The 22,936-nt window shown below is 47.8% G+C and carries 21 protein-coding genes and 1 tRNA gene; 15 read left to right on the top strand and 7 right to left on the bottom strand.

The window, feature by feature from the left end:
• Positions 1-73 precede the first annotated feature (73 nt).
• Entirely contained in the window at positions 74-1,891 is a 1,818-nt protein-coding gene (gene typA, locus CP950_RS08450) for a translational GTPase TypA (protein ID WP_096674315.1), read from the top strand.
• Positions 1,892-1,966: 75 nt separating this feature from the next.
• Here typA and CP950_RS08455 read toward each other — a convergent pair whose 3' ends face one another.
• From CP950_RS08455 to CP950_RS08465, 3 genes are read right to left on the bottom strand one after another with little or no spacing between them, the layout of a single operon-like run.
• Positions 1,967-2,197, bottom strand: coding sequence for a hypothetical protein (locus tag CP950_RS08455; RefSeq protein ID WP_096674317.1), 231 nt, complete (start codon positions 2,195-2,197; stop codon positions 1,967-1,969).
• Complete coding sequence (locus CP950_RS08460) at positions 2,198-2,971, bottom strand: sulfite exporter TauE/SafE family protein (RefSeq protein WP_096674319.1); 774 nt, start codon at positions 2,969-2,971, stop codon at positions 2,198-2,200.
• A 59-nt stretch (positions 2,972-3,030) separates the two neighbouring features.
• A complete protein-coding gene (locus CP950_RS08465; protein ID WP_096674321.1) occupies positions 3,031-4,662 on the bottom strand; it encodes an FMN-binding glutamate synthase family protein in 1,632 nt (543 codons plus the stop codon).
• Between the two features lie 194 nt (positions 4,663-4,856).
• Between CP950_RS08465 and CP950_RS08470 the strand changes: the two genes are divergently transcribed.
• The 12 genes from CP950_RS08470 to fcl all read left to right on the top strand — a co-directional run bounded on the left by CP950_RS08470 (position 4,857) and on the right by fcl (position 16,165).
• Positions 4,857-5,240: a translational machinery protein gene (locus CP950_RS08470; RefSeq protein ID WP_096674323.1), complete on the top strand. Its 384-nt coding sequence runs from the start codon at positions 4,857-4,859 to the stop codon at positions 5,238-5,240.
• Positions 5,237-5,503, top strand: coding sequence for a DUF1488 family protein (locus tag CP950_RS08475; protein ID WP_096674325.1), 267 nt, complete (start codon positions 5,237-5,239; stop codon positions 5,501-5,503). Before CP950_RS08470 ends, CP950_RS08475 begins: the two co-directional genes overlap by 4 nt.
• Before the next feature lie 21 nt (positions 5,504-5,524).
• Positions 5,525-5,776 carry a hypothetical protein gene (locus CP950_RS08480; protein WP_243391961.1) on the top strand — a complete coding sequence of 84 codons (252 nt, stop codon included), beginning with the start codon at positions 5,525-5,527 and terminating at the stop codon, positions 5,774-5,776.
• A 226-nt stretch (positions 5,777-6,002) separates the two neighbouring features.
• Positions 6,003-7,832 carry a DNA helicase RecQ gene (recQ, locus tag CP950_RS08485; protein ID WP_096674480.1) on the top strand — a complete coding sequence of 610 codons (1,830 nt, stop codon included), beginning with the start codon at positions 6,003-6,005 and terminating at the stop codon, positions 7,830-7,832.
• A gap of 453 nt (positions 7,833-8,285) precedes the next feature.
• The gene (locus CP950_RS08490) at positions 8,286-8,531 is read left to right on the top strand and encodes a hypothetical protein (protein ID WP_096674328.1); all 246 of its coding nucleotides are present in this window, start codon (positions 8,286-8,288) and stop codon (positions 8,529-8,531) included.
• 132 nt (positions 8,532-8,663) lie between these two features.
• Positions 8,664-9,791, top strand: a complete 1,128-nt coding sequence (dusA, locus tag CP950_RS08495) for a tRNA dihydrouridine(20/20a) synthase DusA (protein WP_096674330.1) — start codon at positions 8,664-8,666, stop codon at positions 9,789-9,791.
• Positions 9,792-9,865: 74 nt separating this feature from the next.
• Positions 9,866-9,941 (top strand) — tRNA-His (locus CP950_RS08500).
• 217 nt (positions 9,942-10,158) lie between these two features.
• Entirely contained in the window at positions 10,159-10,914 is a 756-nt protein-coding gene (locus CP950_RS08505) for a cyclic nucleotide-binding domain-containing protein (RefSeq protein WP_096674332.1), read from the top strand.
• Between the two features lie 57 nt (positions 10,915-10,971).
• The gene (locus CP950_RS08510; protein WP_096674334.1) at positions 10,972-12,300 is read left to right on the top strand and encodes an ATP-dependent DNA helicase; all 1,329 of its coding nucleotides are present in this window, start codon (positions 10,972-10,974) and stop codon (positions 12,298-12,300) included.
• Positions 12,301-12,453: 153 nt separating this feature from the next.
• Positions 12,454-13,947, top strand: a complete 1,494-nt coding sequence (locus CP950_RS08515) for a mannose-1-phosphate guanylyltransferase/mannose-6-phosphate isomerase (RefSeq protein WP_243391962.1) — start codon at positions 12,454-12,456, stop codon at positions 13,945-13,947.
• A 63-nt stretch (positions 13,948-14,010) separates the two neighbouring features.
• Positions 14,011-15,138, top strand: a complete 1,128-nt coding sequence (gene gmd, locus CP950_RS08520) for a GDP-mannose 4,6-dehydratase (RefSeq protein ID WP_096674338.1) — start codon at positions 14,011-14,013, stop codon at positions 15,136-15,138.
• 40 nt (positions 15,139-15,178) lie between these two features.
• Positions 15,179-16,165 carry a GDP-L-fucose synthase gene (fcl, locus tag CP950_RS08525; protein WP_272867613.1) on the top strand — a complete coding sequence of 329 codons (987 nt, stop codon included), beginning with the start codon at positions 15,179-15,181 and terminating at the stop codon, positions 16,163-16,165.
• Positions 16,166-16,226: 61 nt separating this feature from the next.
• On the opposite strand, the gene CP950_RS08530 is transcribed toward fcl, so the two are convergent.
• The 4 genes from CP950_RS08530 to CP950_RS08545 form a co-directional block, all read right to left on the bottom strand.
• Positions 16,227-17,816, bottom strand: a complete 1,590-nt coding sequence (locus CP950_RS08530) for a gamma-glutamyltransferase family protein (protein ID WP_096674340.1) — start codon at positions 17,814-17,816, stop codon at positions 16,227-16,229.
• Positions 17,817-17,866: 50 nt separating this feature from the next.
• On the bottom strand, positions 17,867-18,868 hold the full coding sequence (locus tag CP950_RS08535; RefSeq protein ID WP_243391963.1) for a Bug family tripartite tricarboxylate transporter substrate binding protein: 1,002 nt from the start codon (positions 18,866-18,868) through the stop codon (positions 17,867-17,869).
• Between the two features lie 121 nt (positions 18,869-18,989).
• The gene (locus tag CP950_RS08540; RefSeq protein ID WP_096674342.1) at positions 18,990-19,715 is read right to left on the bottom strand and encodes an LrgB family protein; all 726 of its coding nucleotides are present in this window, start codon (positions 19,713-19,715) and stop codon (positions 18,990-18,992) included.
• Positions 19,712-20,080, bottom strand: a complete 369-nt coding sequence (locus CP950_RS08545) for a CidA/LrgA family protein (RefSeq protein ID WP_096674344.1) — start codon at positions 20,078-20,080, stop codon at positions 19,712-19,714. The genes CP950_RS08540 and CP950_RS08545 overlap by 4 nt, the downstream gene beginning before the upstream one ends.
• A 171-nt stretch (positions 20,081-20,251) precedes the next feature.
• On the opposite strand from CP950_RS08545, the gene CP950_RS08550 reads away from it, so the two are divergent.
• Positions 20,252-20,701 carry a (2Fe-2S)-binding protein gene (locus tag CP950_RS08550; protein WP_096674346.1) on the top strand — a complete coding sequence of 150 codons (450 nt, stop codon included), beginning with the start codon at positions 20,252-20,254 and terminating at the stop codon, positions 20,699-20,701.
• A 10-nt stretch (positions 20,702-20,711) separates the two neighbouring features.
• Positions 20,712-22,934, top strand: a complete 2,223-nt coding sequence (locus CP950_RS08555; protein WP_096674348.1) for a xanthine dehydrogenase family protein molybdopterin-binding subunit — start codon at positions 20,712-20,714, stop codon at positions 22,932-22,934.
• Positions 22,935-22,936: the final 2 nt, after the last annotated feature.

Genomic DNA, 22,936 nt, shown 5'->3' on the forward strand with positions numbered 1-22,936 from the left:
ATTTGACTTATTAACCCTTTAAGCTATTTTTATTAACCACTATTCATCACTTACCTAACTTTAGAAGCTTCACATGACTAAACGCGCACTCCGTAATATCGCCATCATCGCCCACGTTGACCACGGTAAAACCACTTTGGTTGACCAGCTCTTACGTCAATCGGGTACCTTCCGTTCAAACGAAAAAATGACCGAACGGGTTATGGACTCCAATGATTTGGAAAAAGAACGCGGCATTACGATTCTGTCCAAGAACTGTGCCGTTGAATACGATGGTACGCATATTAATATCGTGGATACCCCAGGACACGCCGACTTCGGTGGCGAAGTTGAGCGCGTACTCTCGATGGTTGACGGTGTTTTACTCTTGGTGGATGCGGTTGAAGGCCCTATGCCCCAAACCCGTTTCGTGACCAAGAAAGCCTTGGCCCTTGGATTGAAGCCTATCGTCGTGATTAATAAAGTGGACCGTCCTGGTGCACGTTGTGACTATGTCATTAACGCGACTTTTGAATTATTCGACAAGCTCGGCGCTACTGAAGAGCAGCTCGACTTTCCGATCATCTATGCGTCTGGTCTGAATGGTTATGCCGGCCCATCTGAGGATGTGCGTGAAGGCGATATGCGTCCCTTATTTGATGCTGTGCTCGAGCATGTTCCTGTCCGTGATGATGATCCAGATGGTCCTTTGCAATTTCAGATTTCTTCGATTGATTACAACAGCTACGTTGGAAAAATTGGTATTGGCCGTGTAAACCGTGGTCGCGTTAAATCCGGTATGGAAGTACTTTGCATGAACGGTCCTGATGGCGCGCCTTTTAAAGGTCGCGTTAATCAAGTATTGAAGTTCAAAGGTCTCGAGCGTGAAGTTGTAGAAGAGGCGATTGCGGGTGACATTGCCTTGATTAACGGTATTGAAGAATTGGCAATTGGTACAACGGTATGCGCAGTAGATACTCCTGATGCATTACCAATGCTCAAGATCGATGAGCCTACTTTGACCATGAACTTCATGGTGAACACCAGCCCATTAGCTGGACGCGAAGGCAAGTTTGTAACAAGTCGTCAGATTCGTGAGCGCTTGGATCGTGAGCTCAAGTCCAATATGGCCTTGCGCGTTAAAGAAACCGATGACGATACTGTCTTCGAAGTTTCTGGTCGTGGTGAATTGCACCTCACCATCTTGGTTGAGACCATGCGTCGCGAAGGCTATGAGATGGCTGTTTCTCGCCCTCGCGTGGTTTTCCACGAAGAGAATGGCGTGAAGATGGAGCCATACGAAAACTTAACAGTTGACGTAGAAGATGCAACCCAAGGCGCGGTGATGGAAGATTTAGGTAAGCGCAAAGGCGAACTGCAAGACATGGTCAGTGATGGCAAAGGACGTACCCGTTTGGAATACCGTATTCCAGCGCGTGGCCTGATTGGTTTCCAAGGCGACTTCATGACGATGACGCGCGGTAACGGTTTGATGAGCCATACCTTTGATTCTTATGCACCTGCTAAAGATGGTATTTTGGGCGAGCGCCACAACGGCGTATTGATTAGTCAAGATGATGGCGAAGCAGTAGCCTACGCGATCTGGAAATTACAAGATCGTGGTCGCATGTTCGTTAAGCATGGTGACCCTGTCTATGAAGGTATGGTGATTGGTATTCATAGTCGCGATAACGATTTAGTTGTGAATCCGATTAAGGGTAAGCAATTAACTAACGTGCGCTCCTCTGGTACTGATGAAGCGGTTCGTTTGGTAACGCCAATCGACCTGACTTTAGAGTACGCGGTGGAATTCATTAGCGATGATGAATTGGTTGAAGTCACTCCAAAGAGCGTGCGTGTTCGTAAGCGCTACTTGAAAGAGCATGACCGTAAGAAGGCTTCACGCGGCTAATCCATAGTAGCTAGCTTTCAGAGCCAACAGCAGAGCCACCCTAGGGTGGCTCTTTTTTATGCTGAGTCGTAATGCTTAAGGGCGATAAGGACGCAACAAGGTTTCTAAAGCAAAGGGATCATTTTTTTGGCGACATTGCTGTATGGATCTTTTTAAGGAAGCGATGTCGCGGCGGCTTAAGCGCTTCAGTTTTCGGCGATCAAGCCCATAGCTATCCACCAAAAACCGTATTGCGGATTGGGCAAGCACGAACCGTAGCGCTAAAAAAGCAAGCGTACATAAAGCGGCAATAATAGTAATGAACATTTATTGAAGAAAAGCGTCGTAAAAAGTTTTCAGAATTAGGAAGCCCACTGTAATAAAAAAGGCTTTACGAATAAAGGTATTGCCATGCTTAATTGCAAAGCGACTGCCAATCTGGCCCCCTATAAAGTTGGCCACTGCCAATAAAATACCCAGCCGCCAATCTACAAAGCCCAAATAAAGAAAGACGCAAAGCGCCCCTAAGTTAGAGGCTACGTTTAAAAACTTGGAGGGTGCTGCTGCGCGCAAGAAATCAAAGCCAAGCCCGCGGGTAAAAAGCAATTTATAAAATGCACCTGCACCCGGCCCAAGGAAGCCGTCGTAAAAACCGATGACGGATGCGCCAATCGAAGCGATTGCGCTTTGTTTTCGATGTTGATGTTTCGGCGCATGAATTAATCCTGCGTTGGATTGAAGATTAAATATTAAGAGAGCAAGCAAAAAAAATGGCAGGGCCGCGCGCAACCATTGACTTGGTATTTGGGTTAGTAAATAGGCGCCGCCGACAGAAGCGCAGAATGCCGCTAGCGAAGCCAAGACGACGAGTTTCCAGGGGCTGCGATTAGCCCGCGTGTATTGCAAGGCAGAGCCAGTAGTCCCCACGATGGAAGCCATTTTATTAACGGACATGAGTGTGGCAGCCGGAAAGCCAGGTACAAAGGCAAATAGAGCGGGCACCTGAATCATGCCGCCACCACCAATAACCGAATCTATCAGACCTGCCATCAGGGCGCAGATCAGTAACATGCTCAAATGAAGGAAAGATAAATCAAACATAAATGCAGTGTAGCGGACTAATAAAGACAGCCACCTGCTAGCGACCACAAACCCTATGTTTAATGTTTGAGCGTTGCAAAACTGGAGGATTGCGCCACGTCCCAATAAAGCCGAAATACAGTGGGCAATTGAGTAAACTCACCATTATCAAGCAGGCTGCCTGGAACGATACTGGGCAGCAGGGAGGCTAAAAGTTGCACTTCATTGGCATTGACTCTGCGCACAATATGGCGGGTATCAATTTCGCCTGGGTGCTTTAAGCCTGCCGCTTCAACAATTTCTTTCAAGGCTTTGAGTGTCTCATCATGAAAATGAAAGACCCGCTCCGCTTTATTGGGTACCACCAAGGCTTTTTGTCGATCTGGATCCTGAGTAGTAACACCAGTGGGACAAAAGCCGGTATCGCAGATTTGCGCCTGTATGCATCCAACAGCAAACATAAAGCCGCGCGCACTATTGCACCAGTCGGCTCCTAGGGCAAAAGCGACGGCCATGTCAAAGGCGCTAATGATCTTGCCTGAGCAACCCACTTTGATTTGATCGCGCAAATTGACGCCAACTAATGCATTGTGGACCAGTCTCAAACCCTCTTGTAAAGGGGTGCCCACATGATTCGTGAACTCGACAGGGGAGGCGCCTGTGCCACCCTCGGTGCCATCGACCACAATAAAGTCTGGGTAGATCCGCGTTTCTAGCATCGCCTTGACGACGGCAAACCATTCCCAGGGATGGCCAATACATAACTTAAAGCCAACGGGTTTTCCGCCCGACAGCTCACGCAGTTTAGCTACGAAATGCATCAGCTCCAAGGGTGAAGAGAACGCACTGTGGCTCGCTGGCGAAACGCAGGCCTCGCCCACTCTTACTCCGCGTGCTTCGGCAATCTCGGGAGTTACTTTAGGCCCAGGCAAAATGCCACCATGACCTGGTTTAGCCCCTTGACTCAGTTTGATCTCAATCATTTTGACTTGAGGATCTAGGGCGTTCTCTGCAAATTTTTCTGGATTGAAACTACCATCGGTATTGCGGCAGCCAAAGTAGCCAGAACCGATTTCCCAAATTAAGTCGCCACCATGTAGGCGGTGGTAACGAGAGATTGAACCTTCGCCAGTGTTGTGGGCAAAGCCACCTTTTTTGGCGCCAAGGTTAAGCGCCATGATCGCATTAGCACTGAGTGCGCCAAAACTCATTGCTGAGATATTAAAAATACTAGCCGAGTATTTTTGCGTGCAATCCTTGCTGCCAATCTCAATCCGAAAATGGTGATCGTCTAACTGGGTTGGTGCAAGCGATTGATTGATCCATTGATAGCCCGGCGCCATGACGTCCAAGGTAGTGCCAAAAGGACGCTTATCCGAAACCCCCTTTGAGCGTGAGTAAACCAAGGTGCGTTGACTGCGAGAAAATGGGGTCTTTTCATTCTCCCCCTCAATAAAGTATTGACGAATTTCTGGGCGAATAAATTCCAGTAAAAAGCGCATATGCCCGATAACAGGGTAGTTTCTTAGAATGGATCGTTTGGTTTGTAGGCAATCATGAATGCCGATTAAGGACAAAGAAGCGAATAGCGCAAAGACGTACCAAATAGGCGCATGCATTTCCAAACCAAATGCACAGGCAATAGTACCGATAATACAGATTGCGAACACACTTAAGCGGGCAGGAAATAGACTTTTTTGAGAATAGGCCATCGTGTTTTTAAGCTGATTTATGTGGGCGTTACATAAGCCTAACTTATTTTTATTAAGCTTTCGAGAATTAAGGTTATTTTGTCTTTAGTAAGCAATGCATTCAGTATTCATCAATATAGGCGTCGCTTGGGCCGCCTCTAAGGGGATATTTGGCTAAAAAGTGGAGTATTCTGTAATTTCTATAAGGAGCGTTTATGTCACTCAATCATGCTGTTATTTGGATAGACCATAAAGAGGCTCACGTGATGTTTTTGAGCGAAAGCGCGAGCGAAGCTGAAGTAATCAGAACTAAAACTACGCACCCCCATTTACATCACAAAAGTGGTGAAATCGGGAGCGGTAAGGCGCCACTAGATGCAAAATATCTGCATTCCGTAATTCAGGCCGTGAACGAATCAAAAGAGATCCTGATCATCGGCCCTGGCTCTGCAAAATTAGAGCTCATAAAATACGCGCATCACAACGCGCCACAGACGGCAGAAAATATTGTTGGCGTGGAAACGGTAGACCATCCGAGTGATAAAGAGGTTTTGGCCTTTGCGCGTCACTTCTTTTACAAAGTGGATCAGCTTTTATGAAAATCGAATTTATTGGCCCAGCCGTCATAGCCCCAGATGGGGGCGTCTTTTATTCAGCCACTCTTGATGGCCAGCCCTTAACCTGTCATTTTAGTTACGAGGTATTGGAGGATGTAGATCCCGAGACTGTCTTAGGGGATCCATTGGTGCATTTTTCTAAACATCAACTCAAACTCTTATCGGTTGCTGAACAAAAGATTCTGAATGGCCACGCGCATGCAAGCCAAATCCAGATTTTTAGTAACGATCTGCCGAATGATTAACATTTCAACTGGAGCATGAAGATGAGCACCCCTCTCAAAACGCAGAAGCAACCCGATAACGAACATTTCTTGCAGGCCATCGGTCACGTGGATGAAGCTGTTCAATCAGGTGATATTGCCGTTGGCGCAGCTAAAGGTATTGTTTACAGCGTCATAGAAACTTTGGGCTCAATGATTGGTGATCCCGACTTGCCGGCCCACGTACGCTCTGGTTATGAGGGCACACTCGACCTAGCTAAAGAACTTCTGATCAAGATTAATCTGTTGGATTAAACCATTGTGGGTTTGTTGGATCAGTTTTAAGGTGGCTCAGCCACCTTTTTTATTAGCGTCTCGGCCTTATCAGCTTGTCAATCTTCAATGCAATAAACACTAAAGAAATTAGGGTTAGCAAAGAACTAAAATACTGAAGTTATATGAATCGGGTCACCTGCAGAATTATTGATTGCCAGATGGTTTGTGTTGCCGCTGCATTTATTTACCCAAGAAAGACTTTAGTTTGCAATCTATCCATCAAATCCTTCATGATGTTTTTGGCTTTGATCAATTTCGTGGTGCCCAAGAATCCATTGTCAAACATGTAGAGGCAGGTGGGGATGCTTTAGTCCTCATGCCTACGGGTGCGGGTAAGTCGCTCTGCTATCAAATACCTTCACTTGTGCGACGCGGAGTAGGGGTGGTGGTTTCGCCCTTAATTGCGCTCATGCAAGATCAAGTGGATGCCTTAACTCAACTTGGCGTTAAGGCTTCATTCCTGAACTCCAGTTTAGATGCTGCCACAGCCCAGAAGATCACCAGTCAGTTATTGGCTGGCGAACTCGATTTAATTTACGTGGCGCCCGAGCGCTTGATGAATCCCGGTTTTCTTACCATACTTGACAGACTCAATGCAGGTCCTGGAATAGCGCTCTTTGCGATTGATGAGGCCCATTGCGTTTCTCAGTGGGGACATGATTTCCGGCCAGAGTATCGTCAATTAACAGTGCTACATGAACGATTCCCTCAAGTTCCTCGTATTGCATTAACTGCCACTGCTGATGCGCCTACCCGCGCTGAAATCGTCGAGCGCCTTTCCCTCGAATCTGCCGAGCAGTTTGTCTCTAGTTTTGATCGCCCTAATATTCGCTATCGGGTTCTACAAAAGCAGAGTGCCAAACAGCAGCTAGAACATTTTTTAGATGCAGAGCACGCCAATGACTCCGGGATTATTTATTGCCTGTCGCGCCGCAGCGTCGAAGAAACAGCACAGTGGTTAAAAGACCGCGGCTGGGATGCCATGCCCTATCACGCAGGCTTAAGTGTTGAAACCAGAAGTGCCAATCAGAAGCGATTTTTGCGCGAAGAGGGCGTCATCATGGTTGCCACAGTAGCCTTTGGAATGGGTATTGATAAACCCAACGTCCGGTTTGTGGCGCACATGGATCTGCCAAAAAGCATGGAAGGCTATTACCAAGAAACGGGTCGAGCTGGACGCGATGGTTTACCAGCGAATGCTTGGATGGCTTATGGACTTGGGGATGTAGTGAGTTTGCGCCAAATGGTAGATTCTGGCGAGGCTTCCGAAGATCGTAAGCGAGTGGAGCGCCAAAAACTCAATGCCTTGTTGGGTTATTGCGAATCCACCACGTGCCGCCACCAAACAATCTTGCGCTACTTTGGAGAATTACATCCTGGTGGCTGTGGCAATTGCGATAACTGCCTAGAGCCTGTAGCCACTTGGAACGCCACTCAAGAAGTGCGAAAAGCATTGTCATGTGTGTATCGCACGGGCCAGCGTTTTGGTGTGACCCATTTAATTGATGTGCTGCTTGGTAAAGCTACTGCCAGAGTGAAGCAGTACTTTCATGAGCAGGTGAGTACGTTTGCTATTGGTGTGGAGCTGAATCAAGCACAGTGGAATAGTATCTATCGCCAGTTGGTCGCAGGCGGCTACTTGGAAGCAGACATCGCTCTTCATGGCGGCTTAAAGTTGGTTGATGAGATTGCGCTGCCAGTGCTGCGCGGTGAGCAGGAAGTCTGGCTGCGTAAAGAAACCGCTTACTCCAAGAGCAAGGCCTCTAAGTCTGGAGCAAAAAAGAGTTCTACACATCCCTTTACGAATATTGCAGATGAAACACTTTGGGTGGCCCTTAAGGCTAAGCGTAGTGAATTAGCGCGTGAACAAGGCGTGCCGCCATACGTGATTTTTCATGACAGTACTTTGCAAGAAATGGTCAACAGTATGCCGATTAGCTTAGAGCAATTTAGTCGGATTGGTGGAGTGGGGCAGGCCAAGTTGGAGCGCTACGGCGAACACTTTATTGAAGTCGTTCAGGCAAGCTTAAACTAACCCAGCTCAATTGGAATATTGTGAGAAGTGGTGCTACAGAAAAGATGTGCAGATAGATCTATTGAGCACGCAGCCTCCCCGTAAATGCGGAATAAATTGTAGAAATTATTTAAGAGATATCGCTATATTTAATTAAATCTAGCAATGACCGTCATGTTTCCTTAGTCCCGAACGCTGAAAGTTGCTTTCCGTAGTTGTTCTTAATTAGCCAAATTCCCGCAGGGCAATCTGGAAAGCTCACATTTAAGCAAGACTCGCTCCAGCCGTATGCGGGAAATAAGATATCAACTTAGAAATGAGGGGTGGTGCTGCCAGTACGACTATCTACGCTACTGGCTTAGTAGGGAGGCGACTCGCTCCCTAGCACGGTTTTATTCTCCCACGGGCATGGTTTTACAGCAAGAAATAGCCACCAAGGGCGCGGTATGATTATGGAAACTAGCAGGAGTCCACATGGAAGAGCAAAAATACAATAAAGACGGGGTAAACCTAAAGATCCAGCGCACCGATATGCACCAGTTCACGGGTATGGCTCGGGTGCAAATGTTTGCCGAAACTGTAATGTCGGTTCTGCGTATGATTCTCGCGGTTGTCCTTTTTGGAGGAGTCTTGGTTGCTGTTGGAGTAATGGGTTGGGTTGCGTATACCGATTACCAGCAGAATCAAGCCAAGGCTGTTAAGGCGCAGACTAAGAAGTAGGGGTTTGGAGGCCCTCAGAAGAGGGCTATCGCTCTATTGCTGGATAATGTACAAATCCTGAACAAATCCACCCTAGAGTGGATACATAACCCATATAAATTCTGTACAATTTCTGTACAGTTTTACCCAAAAATGACTGAAACTGTACAAAACGACAACCCTGTAAAGCTCAGCCAGTCAAGCTTTGAGAAAAAGAGGCTCGCCGTTGCACCGATGATGGAGTGGACAGACCGCCATTGCCGCTCTTTTCATCGCACCTTATCCAAGGATGCGGTGCTGTATTCAGAGATGGTAACTACAGGGGCGCTATTACATGGCGATGTACCGCGCCATTTGGATTACTCGCAAGATCAACATCCAGTTGTGCTCCAGTTGGGCGGCAGTGAGCCGAGTGACTTGGCCAAAGCGGCTACATTGGCACAGCAATGGGCCTACAACGAAATTGATTTGAACTGCGGTTGCCCTTCAGAGCGAGTGCAACGAGGTGCCTTTGGTGCCTGCCTCATGGCCGAGCCGCAATTGGTAGCCGATTGCGTTAAGGCCATGAAACACGCGGTCGATATTCCGATATCCGTCAAGCATCGATTGGGTTTGGATCACATGGATGCCGCCAACTCCAAAGAAGATTACCAATTTGCCCTAGATTTCATTTTGGCTGTGGCCGATGCTGGTGCCAGCCAAGTCACTATCCATGCACGGAATGCTGTCTTAAAAGGCTTATCTCCTAAAGAAAATCGTACCAAGCCCCCATTGCGTTATGAAGTGGCTGCGCAACTGCGCTTAGATGCGCAAAAGCACTTCCCTCATTTGCAGGTGTTACTAAACGGCGGCCTAGAGAACAATGAGCAGATGGCTGCGCATTGGGATGATTTCGATGGCTTCATGGTGGGTAGGGCGGCATATCACTTTCCGGCCATGTTGTTGGGATGGGATGAGTTGCTATCCTCCAATGGTGAAGCGGCAGGTTACTTGTTTAGCGAGAATGAATGGCATCGCGTGCAAATTGCCTTGGTCAAGCAAGTACAGGCTTGGTTTGCAGAGTGCCAGCTTAAAAGCAAGCCGTTCTATATTGGCGCCTTCACTCGGCATATTTTGGGTTTAGCCCACGGTCGCGCAGGCTCTCGTTATTGGCGTCAACGGTTATCGGATCACCATGCTTTGGCCAAAGTCCAAAGTCGAGCTGCTATCGCGGATTTCTTTTTAGATGCGAGTTTGACCCTAGGGGATTGGGCTGGCTTTGAGTTGCCGTCAGATGAATAGTGGGCGCTATGGAGTGAGAATAGCGTTTTTTGACAGTAATTTGGCGTAAAAGCTATAATCTTGACTCTACTATGGCGGACGTAGCTCAGTTGGTAGAGTCCCAGATTGTGATTCTGGTTGTCGCGGGTTCGAGCCCCGTCGTTCGCCCCATCAATAGATGTCATTAAAGCTTCCCCTGGGAAGTTTTTTTGTTATTCACCTTTAGTAGATCCAACAAACAACCCCTTTTTTGAGCTACTCGGCTTAAAAAGTAGTCAGGCACTACATTACGTTGAATAAGTGAAATTCTCTGTAAATGCGAAGCCAAAAATGATCCTTTATACTTAAAGATAACCTTGTGTATCGGGGTTGTGCGGCTTTGCGCATAATGCATTCCCATCAATTGGCACTGCAAGCACAGAATAAAGATTTTGTGCATACCTTTTTTTGTGGCGTCGCAAAAATTGGCGGGGGTGCAGTCACCTACAAAATATTATATGAGTGCATACCAAGCTTGGAAGTGCTCGATTCTGATTCAATGGTAATGAGGGTAGTACTGCGCTTCTTGACTGCCGCAGGTATCAACACTGGTAGCTCAATGGAAATTCAGACCCTAGATAAGCATTTATCCAAAACCTCCAACCGCCTTTATGAAACTTACGAGTACAGCATCCTCAAAGTCTTGAGTCATGAAGAGGCGATGCGCTTATCTGAAACGGCTACGGTCCTCAGCTGCTTTAAAGGTGAACAGTTGATTGAGCATGGTGAGCAAGCGGATAGCATGTTCTTGGTCTCTGAAGGCTCACTTGAAGTCAAGATTCCCGATAAAAATGAGCAAATGATCACCGTCGCAACTTTATGGCCTGGAGATTGTGTAGGGGAGATGTCATTACTGACTGGTGCCCCAAGATCAGCCGATGTTTTTGCTAAGACAGATACGGTCTTGGTTGAGATTAAGAAGGACAATATTGCCCCCATTTTGGAATCCAATCCGAGGTTGATTAATGACATCTCTGATTTGCTTGCCAAACGACAGGCTCATTCGGCATCAGCGGCGAGCAATGCTGGTAAGGATGATTTGCGTGAGCAAAGTAAGGGCTTGGCTAAGAAAATTCTGCAGTTCTTTTTTAAGAAGAAGGCTTGATTCGTCTTAGCGTCAATTCCCCTGAGATAGCATCACTCAAGGTATAGTTTGCTGCTCATGACTGAATTAACCCACTCTACAGCTAGCGAAATTGAAATCACCCCTGAATATCAGGCTGTCATTGACGCTATAGAGCGTCATGACCCTTATATTTTTGTCAGTGGTAAAGCCGGTACAGGTAAGACCACGCTGATTACTTATCTACGAGAGCATATTGTGGGTAATGTTGTGGTAGTAGCCCCCACAGGGGTTGCCGCACTGCAGGTGAAGGGTGTGACCATTCATTCTTTCTTTCGTCTGCCACCGCGCCTGATCTTTCCTGAAGAGGACATTAAGCCGTTAAAAGATAAGCGTCTTTATAAAGATATTCGCTTGCTTGTCATAGATGAGATCTCTATGGTGCGGGCTGATTTGGTCGATGCCATGGACTTATTCTTGCGTGAGAACGGGCCTCAAAAAGGGCAGCCTTTTGGCGGTATTCAAGTGATGTTTGTGGGTGATTTGTTTCAGCTGCCGCCAGTGGTTTCCGGTGGTGATATGCAAGTCCTTTCTGAGCGTGGTTACGAAGGCCCTTATTTCTTTTGTGCCATGGCATTGCACCGTAAAGACGTCACGATGGTGGAGCTTTCCAAGATCTTCCGCCAAAAAGATGTGCACTTCGCGGCATTACTGAATCGCATCCGCGTTAATCAGGATATTGATGAGGCGCTAGATACCCTCAATGCGCAATGCTTTCGAGCCAATGAAGCGCTTGATGAGCAAACTATTACTCTCACGACTACGAATGCCAGGGCTGATCAAATTAATGGGGCAGGCTTAAGAGCGCTCACAACGGCCGCCACAGTGTATGCAGGGAAGACTACGGGTAAGTTCAACATTGATGAGCGCAATTTACCTTCACCGAATCAGCTCAGCCTGAAGGTGGGCGCCAAGGTGATGTTTACGGCAACGGATAGTAATTTTCCCAAGCGGTGGGTAAATGGCACGATTGGTATTGTGCGTGAGCTATTACCCAATACCGTTAAGGTGATGGTGCAAAACGGCGCGTACTCCAACACAGTGGAAGTAAAAGGGCACCAGTGGGAGTCTTACCGCTATGACCATGACATGATGTCTGGCAGGATTTCACCGAGCATCGTTGGCACTTTTGAGCAAATCCCGCTGATGCTTGCTTGGGCAGTAACAATTCATAAAAGCCAAGGAAAAACCTTAGATAAGATCAAGGTGGATCTTTCTTCGGGGGCATTTGCTTCAGGGCAAGTCTATGTAGCCTTGAGTCGTTGCACCTCAATCGAAGGCATTACTTTGGAGCGACCCATTTCACCGCGGGATGTGAGTTGCGATCTAGAGGTCAAGCGCTTTTATATGACTTGCTTACCTAGCTAAAAAATTGACCATTGGCAGTGCATTTCTTGGGCTAGAGGGGGCTGAAGAGTGACTGAGGATCGACTGAGGATCGACTGTACTGGATCTGATTGAGCTAAATTTCAGCTAAATTCTTGTATGATTTATCATTAAACCAACCTTATGGATAAGCCTTTGAGCACAACCCCAGTTATTCCAGTCATTCTTTGTGGTGGATCGGGTACGCGCCTTTGGCCTCTCTCAAGATCTGGCTTTCCTAAGCAATTTTTGGTGTTATCGGGCGATGATTCAAGTCAAAGCCTGTTTCAACAGGCAATTACGCGTATCAATTCAATTGCCAGCCCCGATATTCATTTAGGCTCGACCTTCATTGTGACCAATGAGGATCATCGGTTTTTGGCGCTCGATCAACTGCGTGAACTCACAGGAATTGAGGCAACCTTGCTATTGGAGCCGGTGGGCCGCAACACTGCGCCCGCGCTGACATTAGCAGCGCTAGAGGCAAAAGAGGGCGTTGGTGACGGCTTTGCGGATCCGATTTTGGTTATTACTCCCGCGGATCAGACGGTAAAAAACACTGCAGCATTCACGCAAGCATTGCGAGATTGTGTGGCGATAGTGGATGCGGATCAGAGTAAGTGCACGATTGCCATTTTGGGTATTACTCCGACTTCACCAGAAACAGGTTACGGCTATATTAAGCGCACCGGTACTGCAGGCGCCCATCATGAATACACCGTTGAAACATTTGTTGAAAAACCGAATGTTGCTACAGCACAAAGCTATCTAGCGGATGGCAGTTATTTGTGGAATAGCGGCATGTTTGTGATGCGTGCCAGCACTTGGTTGTCTGCTTTAAAAGAGTTTCGCGCTGATATTTTTGGCGCTACTGAAACGGCCTGGGTCGGCAAAACAGTAGATCAAAGTGGTAGCACCGCTTTTGTTAGGCCCGATAAGGCTGTTTTTCAAACAATCCCGAGTGAGTCGATTGACTACGCCGTGATTGAGAAATGCCCAGGCAGTCAATACACCGTGAAAATGTTGGAACTGGATGCGGGCTGGAATGATTTGGGTGCATGGGACGCGGTGTGGCAAGTGGGTAAGCAGGACGGCCAAGGTAATGTCACGACAGGGGATGTCCTGCTGGCAAATACGAATAATTCCTTGATTCATGCCACCAGCCGTTTAGTGAGCGTGGTTGGAGTTGATGACCTCATCGTGGTTGAGACTGCCGATGCCGTAATGGTGGCGCATCGCTCTAGTAGTCAAGACGTTAAACATATCGTCAATCAATTAGAGGCTCAGCAACGCGAAGAGAAGAACTTGCATCGCAAGGTTGCTCGCCCTTGGGGTTGGTACGATAGTGTGGATGAGGGCGAGCGTTTTAAAGTGAAGCGTATTCAGGTAAAACCGGGTGCCAGTCTTTCTTTACAAATGCACCACCATCGCGCCGAGCATTGGATTGTGGTTAAGGGGGTGGCCGAAATTACTAATGGCGATCAAGTGATTCTTCTGTCAGAAAATCAAAGCACCTATATTCCTTTGGGGCAAACTCACCGATTGGCCAATCCAGGCGTCTTACCATTAGAAATTATTGAAGTGCAATCGGGCAGCTATTTGGGTGAAGATGATATTGTCCGTTTTGAAGATACCTATGGTCGCAGTTAATTACCCAAACATTTAATTCATTTTTTCAACATTGTTGACCCATTAGTTAAGAAGAGTAAAGCCATGACCAAGACACAAAAAGTCGCCCTGATTACCGGTATTACCGGCCAAGATGGCTCCTATCTGGCGGAGTTCCTCTTGGAAAAAGGCTACATCGTGCATGGCATTAAGCGCCGTGCCTCTTCTTTTAACACTAGCCGTATTGATCATATTTACGAAGATCCGCATACACCGCATCCAGATTTAATTTTGCACTACGGCGATTTAACTGACACGAGTAATTTGGTGCGCATCATTCAGCAAACCCAACCCGATGAAATTTATAACTTGGGAGCTCAGTCCCACGTGGCCGTCTCGTTTGAATCCCCCGAGTACACCGCAGACGTAGATGCGCTTGGACCATTAAGAATGCTCGAAGCCATCCGTATTTTGGGTCTAGAGCAAAAGACCCGTTTTTATCAGGCCTCGACTTCAGAGCTCTACGGTCAGGTCCAAGAAATACCTCAAAAAGAAACCACCCCCTTTTATCCGCGTAGTCCTTACGCAGTGGCCAAGATGTATGCCTACTGGATTACGGTAAATTACCGTGAAGCCTATGGTATGTATGCCTGTAATGGCATTCTCTTTAACCATGAGTCAAAGCGCCGTGGTGAGACTTTTGTGACGCGTAAGGTCACTCGTGGATTAGCTAATATTGCCCTTGGTTTAGAAAAGTGCCTGTTTATGGGCAATATCGACGCCTTGCGTGATTGGGGTCATGCCAAAGACTATGTACGCATGCAGTGGCTCATGCTCCAGCAAGATCAGCCAGATGATTTTGTCATTGCCACAGGCGTGCAATTTACTGTCCGTGAATTTATTATCCGTAGCGCCAAACAATTGGGTATCACCCTTCGGTTTGAAGGCACTGCCGAGAACGAAAAAGCGATTGTGGCAAGTATTGAAGGTGATAAAGCGCCTGCATTAACAGTGGGTGACGTGATTGTCCAAATCGACCCCCGTTACTATCGTCCTACGGAAGTAGAGACGCTTCTAGGTGACCCCACTAAGGCGAAAGAAAAGCTTGGCTGGGTGCCTGAGATTACCTTGGATCAGATGATTGAAGAAATGGTTTCGAATGACCATAGTGAGGCTAAGCAAGTGGCCTTGTTAAAACAAAATGGATACGTCGTCTCCGTTTCTGTTGAATAAATCTATTGTCCAAAACTACTAAAAAGAAAAGAACTACTGAGTGACCGCTGATTTAGATTCTCCATTGCAAAAAAAAATATACATAGCCGGACATCGTGGGATGGTGGGTTCTAGTATTGAGCGCAATCTTCAGGCCAAAGGCTTTACCAATATTGTCACTAGAACACACGCTGAGCTGGACTTGACTGACCAGGCAGCGGTGCAGAAATTTTTTGCGCAAGAGAAGTTGGATGAGGTGTACCTAGCGGCAGCCAAAGTGGGTGGTATTCATGCGAATAATACTTTTCCAGCAGAATTTATTTATCAAAACTTGATGGTGCAAAACAATGTCATTCATCAGGCATTTGTTCATGGCGTTAAAAAACTGCTGTTCTTAGGATCTAGTTGCATTTATCCCAAGCTAGCTCCTCAGCCTATGGCTGAAGAGGCTTTGCTAACTGGGCAGTTAGAACCAACCAACGAACCCTATGCCATTGCCAAGATCGCCGGCATTAAGATGTGTGAAAGTTACAACCGTCAATATGGTGAGACACATGGGATTGATTACCGCTCAGTCATGCCCACCAATCTCTATGGCCCTGGTGATAACTACCATCCCGAAAATAGCCATGTGATTCCGGCGCTGATTCGACGCTTTCATGAGGCGAAGCTGGCAAATGCGCCTGAAGTGGTGATTTGGGGAACGGGTACCCCTAGGCGTGAGTTTCTATTCGTTGACGATATGGCGGCAGCATCAGTCTTTGTGATGAATCTGGATAAGGCAATTTACGATCAACACACGCAGCCTATGCAAAGCCATATTAATGTCGGCTTTGGTAGTGATGTCACAATTGCGGAGTTAGCAAAGGCAGTTAGTGATGCCGTGGGGTATCAAGGAAAAATCAGTTTTGACCCAAGTAAACCCGATGGTTCACCGCGTAAGTGGATGGACTCTGGGAGGTTAAATCGCTTGGGCTGGAATGCCCAAGTTGGCTTAGCAGAGGGTCTTAATAGGGCCTATGCCGAGTTTCAGCAAGCCATTGGCTAGACCTTAGAGTTCATTCAAAAACTGTCGGTATGTCGGTATGTCGGTATTGTGCAGTGATATTTTAAAACCCGGCAGCTAAGCCATCGCGACGATGATCGCTGCCTGCAATATAAGCGCTTGTAATATCCTCGCCCAGTAGTGCGATCGCTTGAGCGCTGCCAAAATCTAGGCTATTAACTGGCATCACGGTGACCTCATGCCCCATCGCTCTCAATTCGTCAACGGTGGCCGTTGGCATTGAGGCTTCCACAGTCAACTTTCCTAAATCATCAATACGCCAGCGTGGTGCATCAGAACATGCTTGGGGATTGAGATATTCATCGATAAAGCGCATGACAAATTGAATTTGACCTTGGGGTTGCATGTTGCCGCCCATGACGCCAAATGCCATCGTTGGTTTATTTCCCTTAGTTAAAAAGGCGGGCAGAATTGTATGGAAGGGGCGCTTACCAGGCGATACTTGATTGGGATGGCCGCTTTCCAAATTGAAGCTCATCCCCCGATTATGAAAAGCAATGCCACCAGGTGCAACAACCCCCGAACCAAACCCTTTAAAGTTCGATTGAATATAAGAAATCATCATGCCAGAGGTATCAGCAGCGCAAAGATAAACCGTGCCACCTGCATGGGGATCGCCAGGGCCATAAGAGCCAGCTTGCTGATGATTAATTAACTCTGCGCGACTTGCTAAGTAGTTTCGATCCAATAGCTCGCTAATAGTGGTGTTCATCGTGCTGCATTCAGAAACATAGGCATAGGCATCAGCAAAAGCCATGCGCATCGCTTCTACCTGCAAATGAATACGCCCAGCAGAATTGGCGGGGTACTGTTTAACATTGGCTGCTTGCAAAATACCGAGCGCCATTTGCGCCGCAATACCTGAGCCATTGGGTGGGATTTCATGAAGGGTAAATTCACCATAATCAAACGCTAAAGGCTTGACCCATTCGGCTTTGTGATTTGCAAAGTCAGCCAAAGTAAAGCAACCACCCGTTTGCTCTGCAAAAGTGACCATGCTTTTTGCAAGTTCACCTGTGTAAAAACTAGCGCCATGAGAATCCGCAATGGCTTGTAAGGTTTTGGCTTGTTCAGGATAGCGCCAAATTTGACCGGCAGTAGGCGCTTTGCCATCTATCAGAAAAGAGGATGCAAAGCCAGGTTGTGCTTTGAGAATAGGAATCGCTTCACGCCATTGGCGTGCAATCACCGGTGAGACCGGAAAGCCATTGGTGGCGTAATCGATTGCACGTTTAAATAATTGAGCAAATGGCAGCTTACCGAATTTTTGGGAAAGTTCAACCCACCCAGAAATCATGCCGGGCACCGTGACCGTATTCCAGCCAATGGGATCCATCACTGTCTTGCCAGCAAAATATTCTGGTGTCCATGCCGCTGGTGCGCGTCCGGAAGCATTCAGACCGTGTAATTGCTGCCCATCCCAAATCAAGGCAAAGCCATCGCCACCGATGCCATTCATGGTGGGCTCAACAACGGTCAAAGTGATCGCAGTTGCTAAGGCGGCATCTACTGCATTGCCTCCATTTTGCAATGCTTCAATACCTGCTTGGGTAGCCAAGGGTTGTGAGCTAGCAACTGCATTGCGGGCGAGAACTGGGGCGCGGCCGCCACCAAAAGGCGGGGAAATGATCATGATATTTTTATATTCGTGATTGGCTGGAAGAAAATCAATGCGCTAACAACTTAGTCAATTTTAATATTAGCTGACTTCACTATTTTTTCCCATTTGCTAAATTCGGCGGTGGTGAGCTGACCAAGCTTTTCAGAATTGGCAAATTGCGGCTGGATTCCTTGATTGGCCATACGTGCCTTGAAATCTGGATTGGTTAATATTTTACGAATCTCTTTCTCAAGCTTGGCAACGATGATCGGTGAGGTTCCCTTGGGTGCATATACCGCGTAATAGTTTTCTACGTCAAATTGTTTCATGCCGTCTTGGCCCATCGTAGGTACATTAGGCAAGAGGGGGCTGCGCTCTGTCGCAGCAATCGCAATCGGGCGTAATTTCCCGCTTTGAATATGGGGCAATGAAGCGGTAACGCTGTCAAACATCATGAGCGTGTTGCCGGCTATCAAGTCAGGTAAAGCAAAGCTACTGCCTTTGTAGGGAATGTGGGTGCCCTTAGCGCCAATGCGCTGCATAAATAATTCAGCTTCAAGATGGGATAGGCTGCCGTTGCCCTGTGAGGCATAGTTAAACTGCCCATTTTTGGATTTAATAAAGGCGATTAGCTCTGGCAGATTCTTAGCAGGTACAGAAGGGTTGATCACAATCAGATGCGGAACAGTGCCAATTAAAGCGACTGGGACAAAATTAGTTCTCAGGTCAGTGGGCGCATTGGTAAAGAGTGCAGAGGCGATGGCTTGGTTGGTTAAGCCGCTGATATGGATGGTGTAGCCATCAGGCGCGGCTCTGGCCACTGCAGACAGACCGATCATGCCACCAGCACCAGGCTTATTTTCAATAATGACGGATTGCCCTAAAGCCTCACCCAGCGGGGCAGCAATGGCTCGAGCAAAAGAGTCGGTGGAGCCACCAGCAGGGAATGCCACCACGGCGACAATCGGTTTCTTAGGCCAGTCTTGATCAGGCGCACCCAAAACAGAGCCAACTAAGCCAATGGCAAGGCTCAGGGCTAAACCCAGGTTGAGACTAAAAGAAAGGGGCTTATTAAATGGTTTCACTGAAAATTCCTAGGGTTAATGCTTACGATGGTATTGCAAAAGCGCTTATAAAGGAAGCTAGATGAGATTTTGGTGGCCATGATGAAAACACGCTCAGCTGCCGTGCATTTAAACGATTGAATTAATTAAACAGGTGATACAGAATTGGTATAGCCACAGCACTAATCACACCATTCATGCCCATGGCTAAGCTGGCATACGTGCCTGCCTCATGGTGGATGCTAAAGGCACGTGAAGTGCCAATGCCATGAGCGCCAATGCCAATCGCAAAGCCGCGTTGCCACCACTCTTTCATGCCTAGAGCATTCAGTATGAAAGGCGCTAAGATGGCGCCGAGGATGCCGGTAATGACTGCAAAGATCGCAGTCAATGTAGGCGAGACACCAATGCGTTCTGCAATTCCCATGGCGATTGGCGCAGTTACGGACTTGGGATACATTGCGCCAATAATGCTGGGGTTGGCACCCAATAATTTGGCGATGGAAGCTGCACTCAAGATAGATATGCCCCCTCCAGCAATGAGCGAGGCCAAGAGCGGTAAAGACCGACCCTTAAGGCTGTGTAGGCCACGATAAATCGGAATCGCCAAAGAAACCGTGGCGGACCCTAATAGGAAGTGAATAAATTGCGCGCCTTCAAAGTAGGTGGAGTAGGGCATCTCGATCCCCTGTATTAAGCTCGCTACTATCAGAATAGCAATCGCTACTGGGTTTGCTAAGGGGTTTTGCTTGGTGGATTTATAAATCCACAGGCCGATTTGATAGGCCGCTAGGGTGATGAACAGCGCAAAGAGTGGGCTACCCGAGAGATAGACCCAGATCTCCACAATCGAGTGCTGCTCTTTCAAGGTAACTCCTCAGCCTGAGGTTTGCTCTGCGATTTAGGGCTCAGGTAGCGCACTACCAAGGCGCTGGTGGCGATCGTGAGAACAATGCTGACGAGGAGTGCGCAAATAATCGCTAAGGCATTTGCTTTGAGTTCGGGCAAGAACAGCACCACGCCGACTGCTGCAGGTACAAACAGCAAACCAAAATATTGACTAAAGCCATCGGCGATCATCGCTAAATCCGCGTTGACCCCTTTACGTATTACCAGCCATGCGATTAGTAGCACTAGCCCAATGACTGGGCCGGGCAAAGTGGGGAAGATAAATTTAGAGGCCAGCTCGCCTATGCTTTGGAATAACAGAATTTGTACTAGGCCCCAGATCATATGTTGATCTTACTGCTCCCTTCTTTGTTGCGGCGCAATATATGCAGATTGATTGAACTCCTCGTAAGATAAACTTGTTAACATTAAGGTCATTAGAGTTAGGTCAATACCTAATCAATCACTTTTTAAATTTCATCAAGCTCTACCCCATTTATCTCTAGGAGACCACGCATGATTAAGTTGAATATCAACGGCAAGCAATACCAAGTAGACGTTGAGCCTGACACCCCATTGTTGTGGGTGATTCGCGAACAAGTGGGTCTTACTGGGACTAAATATGGTTGTGGCGTAGGTCAATGTGGCGCATGTACAGTCCTTTTTAATGGCGCAGCGCTACGCAGTTGTTCGGTACCCGTGAGCGCGGCTCAGGGCATCAAGATCGAAACCATTGAGAGTTTAGAAAAGAATGGTCAACTCTCTAAAGTGCAAAAAGCGTGGGTGGATAATCAGGTGCCCCAGTGCGGCTACTGCCAGTCTGGCCTAGTCATGGCCACTACCGCCTTACTGCGCACCACACCAAAACCAAGCGATAAGCAAATTGATGAAGCGGTAACCAATATTTGCCGTTGCGGTACTTTCCAACAAGTGCGTGCAGCAGTTCATGCTGTTAGCAAAGCCTAAGGGGACATTGATGACTACTGCTATCACTACGAATACTTCCCGCCGCCAATTTATTATTGGTTCAAGCACCATTGCAGCTGGTTTGGCAATCGGTTTCGATTTTGGCGTTATGGCTGAGGCTCATGCCGCTATGGGCACCGGCACCACTTCAATGGCTCCACTAGCTACTCCAGAAATTGGTGTCTGGGTGGTAGTCAAGCCCAATGATGACGTTGTCGTGCGCATCGTCCGCTCCGAAATGGGTCAAGGCACTATTACTGGTTTGGCGCAGATGGTAGCCGAAGAACTCCAGTGCGACTGGAAAAAAGTCTCCTATGAATATCCTTCGCCAGCCGAAAGCTTAAAGCGCAAGCAAGCTTGGGGTAGCTACTCTACCGGTGGCAGCCGTGGTATTCGTACCTCCGAGCAATATGTGCGCAAAGGCGGTGCAGCAGCCCGCATGATGCTCATTCAAGCTGCAGCGACGCAGTGGGGTGTGCCTGCCGCAGAATGTATCGCACTAAACAGCGTCATTACCCACACACCATCTGGACGCAAGACGACTTTCGGTAAGGTCTCGGTAGCCGCCTCTCAACTGGCTGTGCCAACTGATGTTCCTCTGAAGGATCCTAAGGACTGGACGCTGATTGGAAAGCCTGTCAATCGTATTGATGGCGTAGCGGACAAAGTGACTGGTAAACAAATCTACGCAATCGACTTAACCATGCCTGGGATGTTGGTGGCGAATATTCGTCAATGCCCTGTGTTCGGTGGAAAAGTGAAAAGCTTTGATGCCACCAAGGCGTTGAGCATGAAGGGTGTAAAGAAGGTAGTACAAGTTGGAGACACGGCGGTAGCAACCATCGCTGACACCTTCTGGCATGCAAAGACCGCAATGGAGCAGGTAAACATTACGTGGGATGAGGGTGCAAATGCTAATGTATCGAGCGCCACGATTAAAAAGACTTTGGTAGAAGGTCTGACTGCTAAAGATGTGTTTGTTGGTAATGCCAATGGGGATATTGAAGCAGCCCTAGCAGGCGCCTCCAAGACGGTTGAGGCTACTTACTTTTACCCATTCTTAAGCCACGCTACTTTAGAGCCCCAAAATGCAACTGCGAAATGGACTCCAGAGATGTGCGAAGTGTGGGCGCCTACCCAAGACGGAGAAGCATCTTATGCGGCCGCGATTGCTGCATCTGGCTTACCCGCTGATAAATGCAATGTGTACAAGGTAAATTTAGGCGGTGGATTTGGACGTCGCGGTGCGTTTCAGGACTTTGTAACCCAGTCAGTGTTGGTTGCGAAGCAAATGCCTGGTACGCCGATTAAGCTAATCTGGACGCGTGAAGAAGATATGACGCATGATCACTATCACCCAGTAATGATGTGCAAAATGACCGCATCGATTGACGCGAAGAAGCAGGTTACCGGCCTGAACATGCACTTATCTGGCCAATCGATTCTAGCGACAGTGCGCCCCGCGGTAGTGGCGTCAAATAAGGGCAAAGACCCCGCGGTCTTTCAAGGCTTGGATGCAGGTGGAGAGCACAGCATTAGCTATAGCTTCCCCAACCTGAATATTGTGCATGCCATGCGCAATACCTCTGTGCCCCCAGGATTTTGGCGTGGCGTAAACGTTAACCAAAATGCTATCTTCCTAGAAACCTTTATGGACGAGCTAGCAGAAGCTACTGGCATGGATGCTGTGGAGTTCCGCCGTCAGCATATGCAAAAATTCCCACGGGCATTGAATGTGCTTAATGCGGTTGCCGATGGCATTGGTTGGACAAAGCCAGCTGCACCAGGTGTTTATCGCGGCTTGGCTCAAATGAACTCCTATGGAAGCCCAGTAGCAGCGGCATGCGAGATTTCAGTGACGAATGGTACCGACGTCAAGATTCTGCGGATCGTAGCGGCCACCGATCCAGGTTATGCAGTCAACCCTGCGCAAATTGAGCGCCAAGTTGCCGGCTCATTTGTCTATGGATTGTCGGCTCTGTTCGAGGAAGAAATTACGATCGAAAAAGGTGCAGTTGTACAACAGAACTTCGACACTTTTAACTCCATTCGCTTGTATCAGATGCCTAAAGTAGAAACGATCATTATTCAAGGTGGTGGCAAGGAGTGGGGCGGTGTTGGTGAACCCACGATTGCGGTAGCAGCACCGGCGGTACTCAATGCTTTCTATCGGGCAACAGGCAAGCGTTTACGCGATGTGCCATTGAAAAACAGTGGTATTAAGCTCGTCTAGAA

This window comes from Polynucleobacter meluiroseus (genome assembly GCF_900205755.1).
Taxonomy (GTDB): domain Bacteria; phylum Pseudomonadota; class Gammaproteobacteria; order Burkholderiales; family Burkholderiaceae; genus Polynucleobacter; species Polynucleobacter meluiroseus.

Bases quoted from the DNA above. Each gene is read 5' to 3' on its own strand.
- dusA (WP_096674330.1), top strand. From the start codon at position 8,664: ATGACTGAAACTGTACAAAACGACAACCCTGTAAAGCTCAGCCAGTCA.
- CP950_RS08465 (WP_096674321.1), bottom strand. From the start codon at position 4,662: ATGGCCTATTCTCAAAAAAGTCTATTTCCTGCCCGCTTAAGTGTGTTC.
- CP950_RS08490 (WP_096674328.1), top strand. From the start codon at position 8,286: ATGGAAGAGCAAAAATACAATAAAGACGGGGTAAACCTAAAGATCCAG.
- CP950_RS08460 (WP_096674319.1), bottom strand. From the start codon at position 2,971: ATGTTTGATTTATCTTTCCTTCATTTGAGCATGTTACTGATCTGCGCC.
- CP950_RS08545 (WP_096674344.1), bottom strand. From the start codon at position 20,080: ATGATCTGGGGCCTAGTACAAATTCTGTTATTCCAAAGCATAGGCGAG.
- gmd (WP_096674338.1), top strand. From the start codon at position 14,011: ATGACCAAGACACAAAAAGTCGCCCTGATTACCGGTATTACCGGCCAA.
- typA (WP_096674315.1), top strand. From the start codon at position 74: ATGACTAAACGCGCACTCCGTAATATCGCCATCATCGCCCACGTTGAC.
- CP950_RS08505 (WP_096674332.1), top strand. From the start codon at position 10,159: ATGCATTCCCATCAATTGGCACTGCAAGCACAGAATAAAGATTTTGTG.
- CP950_RS08470 (WP_096674323.1), top strand. From the start codon at position 4,857: ATGTCACTCAATCATGCTGTTATTTGGATAGACCATAAAGAGGCTCAC.
- CP950_RS08555 (WP_096674348.1), top strand. From the start codon at position 20,712: ATGACTACTGCTATCACTACGAATACTTCCCGCCGCCAATTTATTATT.
- CP950_RS08530 (WP_096674340.1), bottom strand. From the start codon at position 17,816: ATGATCATTTCCCCGCCTTTTGGTGGCGGCCGCGCCCCAGTTCTCGCC.
- CP950_RS08455 (WP_096674317.1), bottom strand. From the start codon at position 2,197: ATGTTCATTACTATTATTGCCGCTTTATGTACGCTTGCTTTTTTAGCG.
- CP950_RS08550 (WP_096674346.1), top strand. From the start codon at position 20,252: ATGATTAAGTTGAATATCAACGGCAAGCAATACCAAGTAGACGTTGAG.
- CP950_RS08510 (WP_096674334.1), top strand. From the start codon at position 10,972: ATGACTGAATTAACCCACTCTACAGCTAGCGAAATTGAAATCACCCCT.
- CP950_RS08475 (WP_096674325.1), top strand. From the start codon at position 5,237: ATGAAAATCGAATTTATTGGCCCAGCCGTCATAGCCCCAGATGGGGGC.
- CP950_RS08480 (WP_243391961.1), top strand. From the start codon at position 5,525: ATGAGCACCCCTCTCAAAACGCAGAAGCAACCCGATAACGAACATTTC.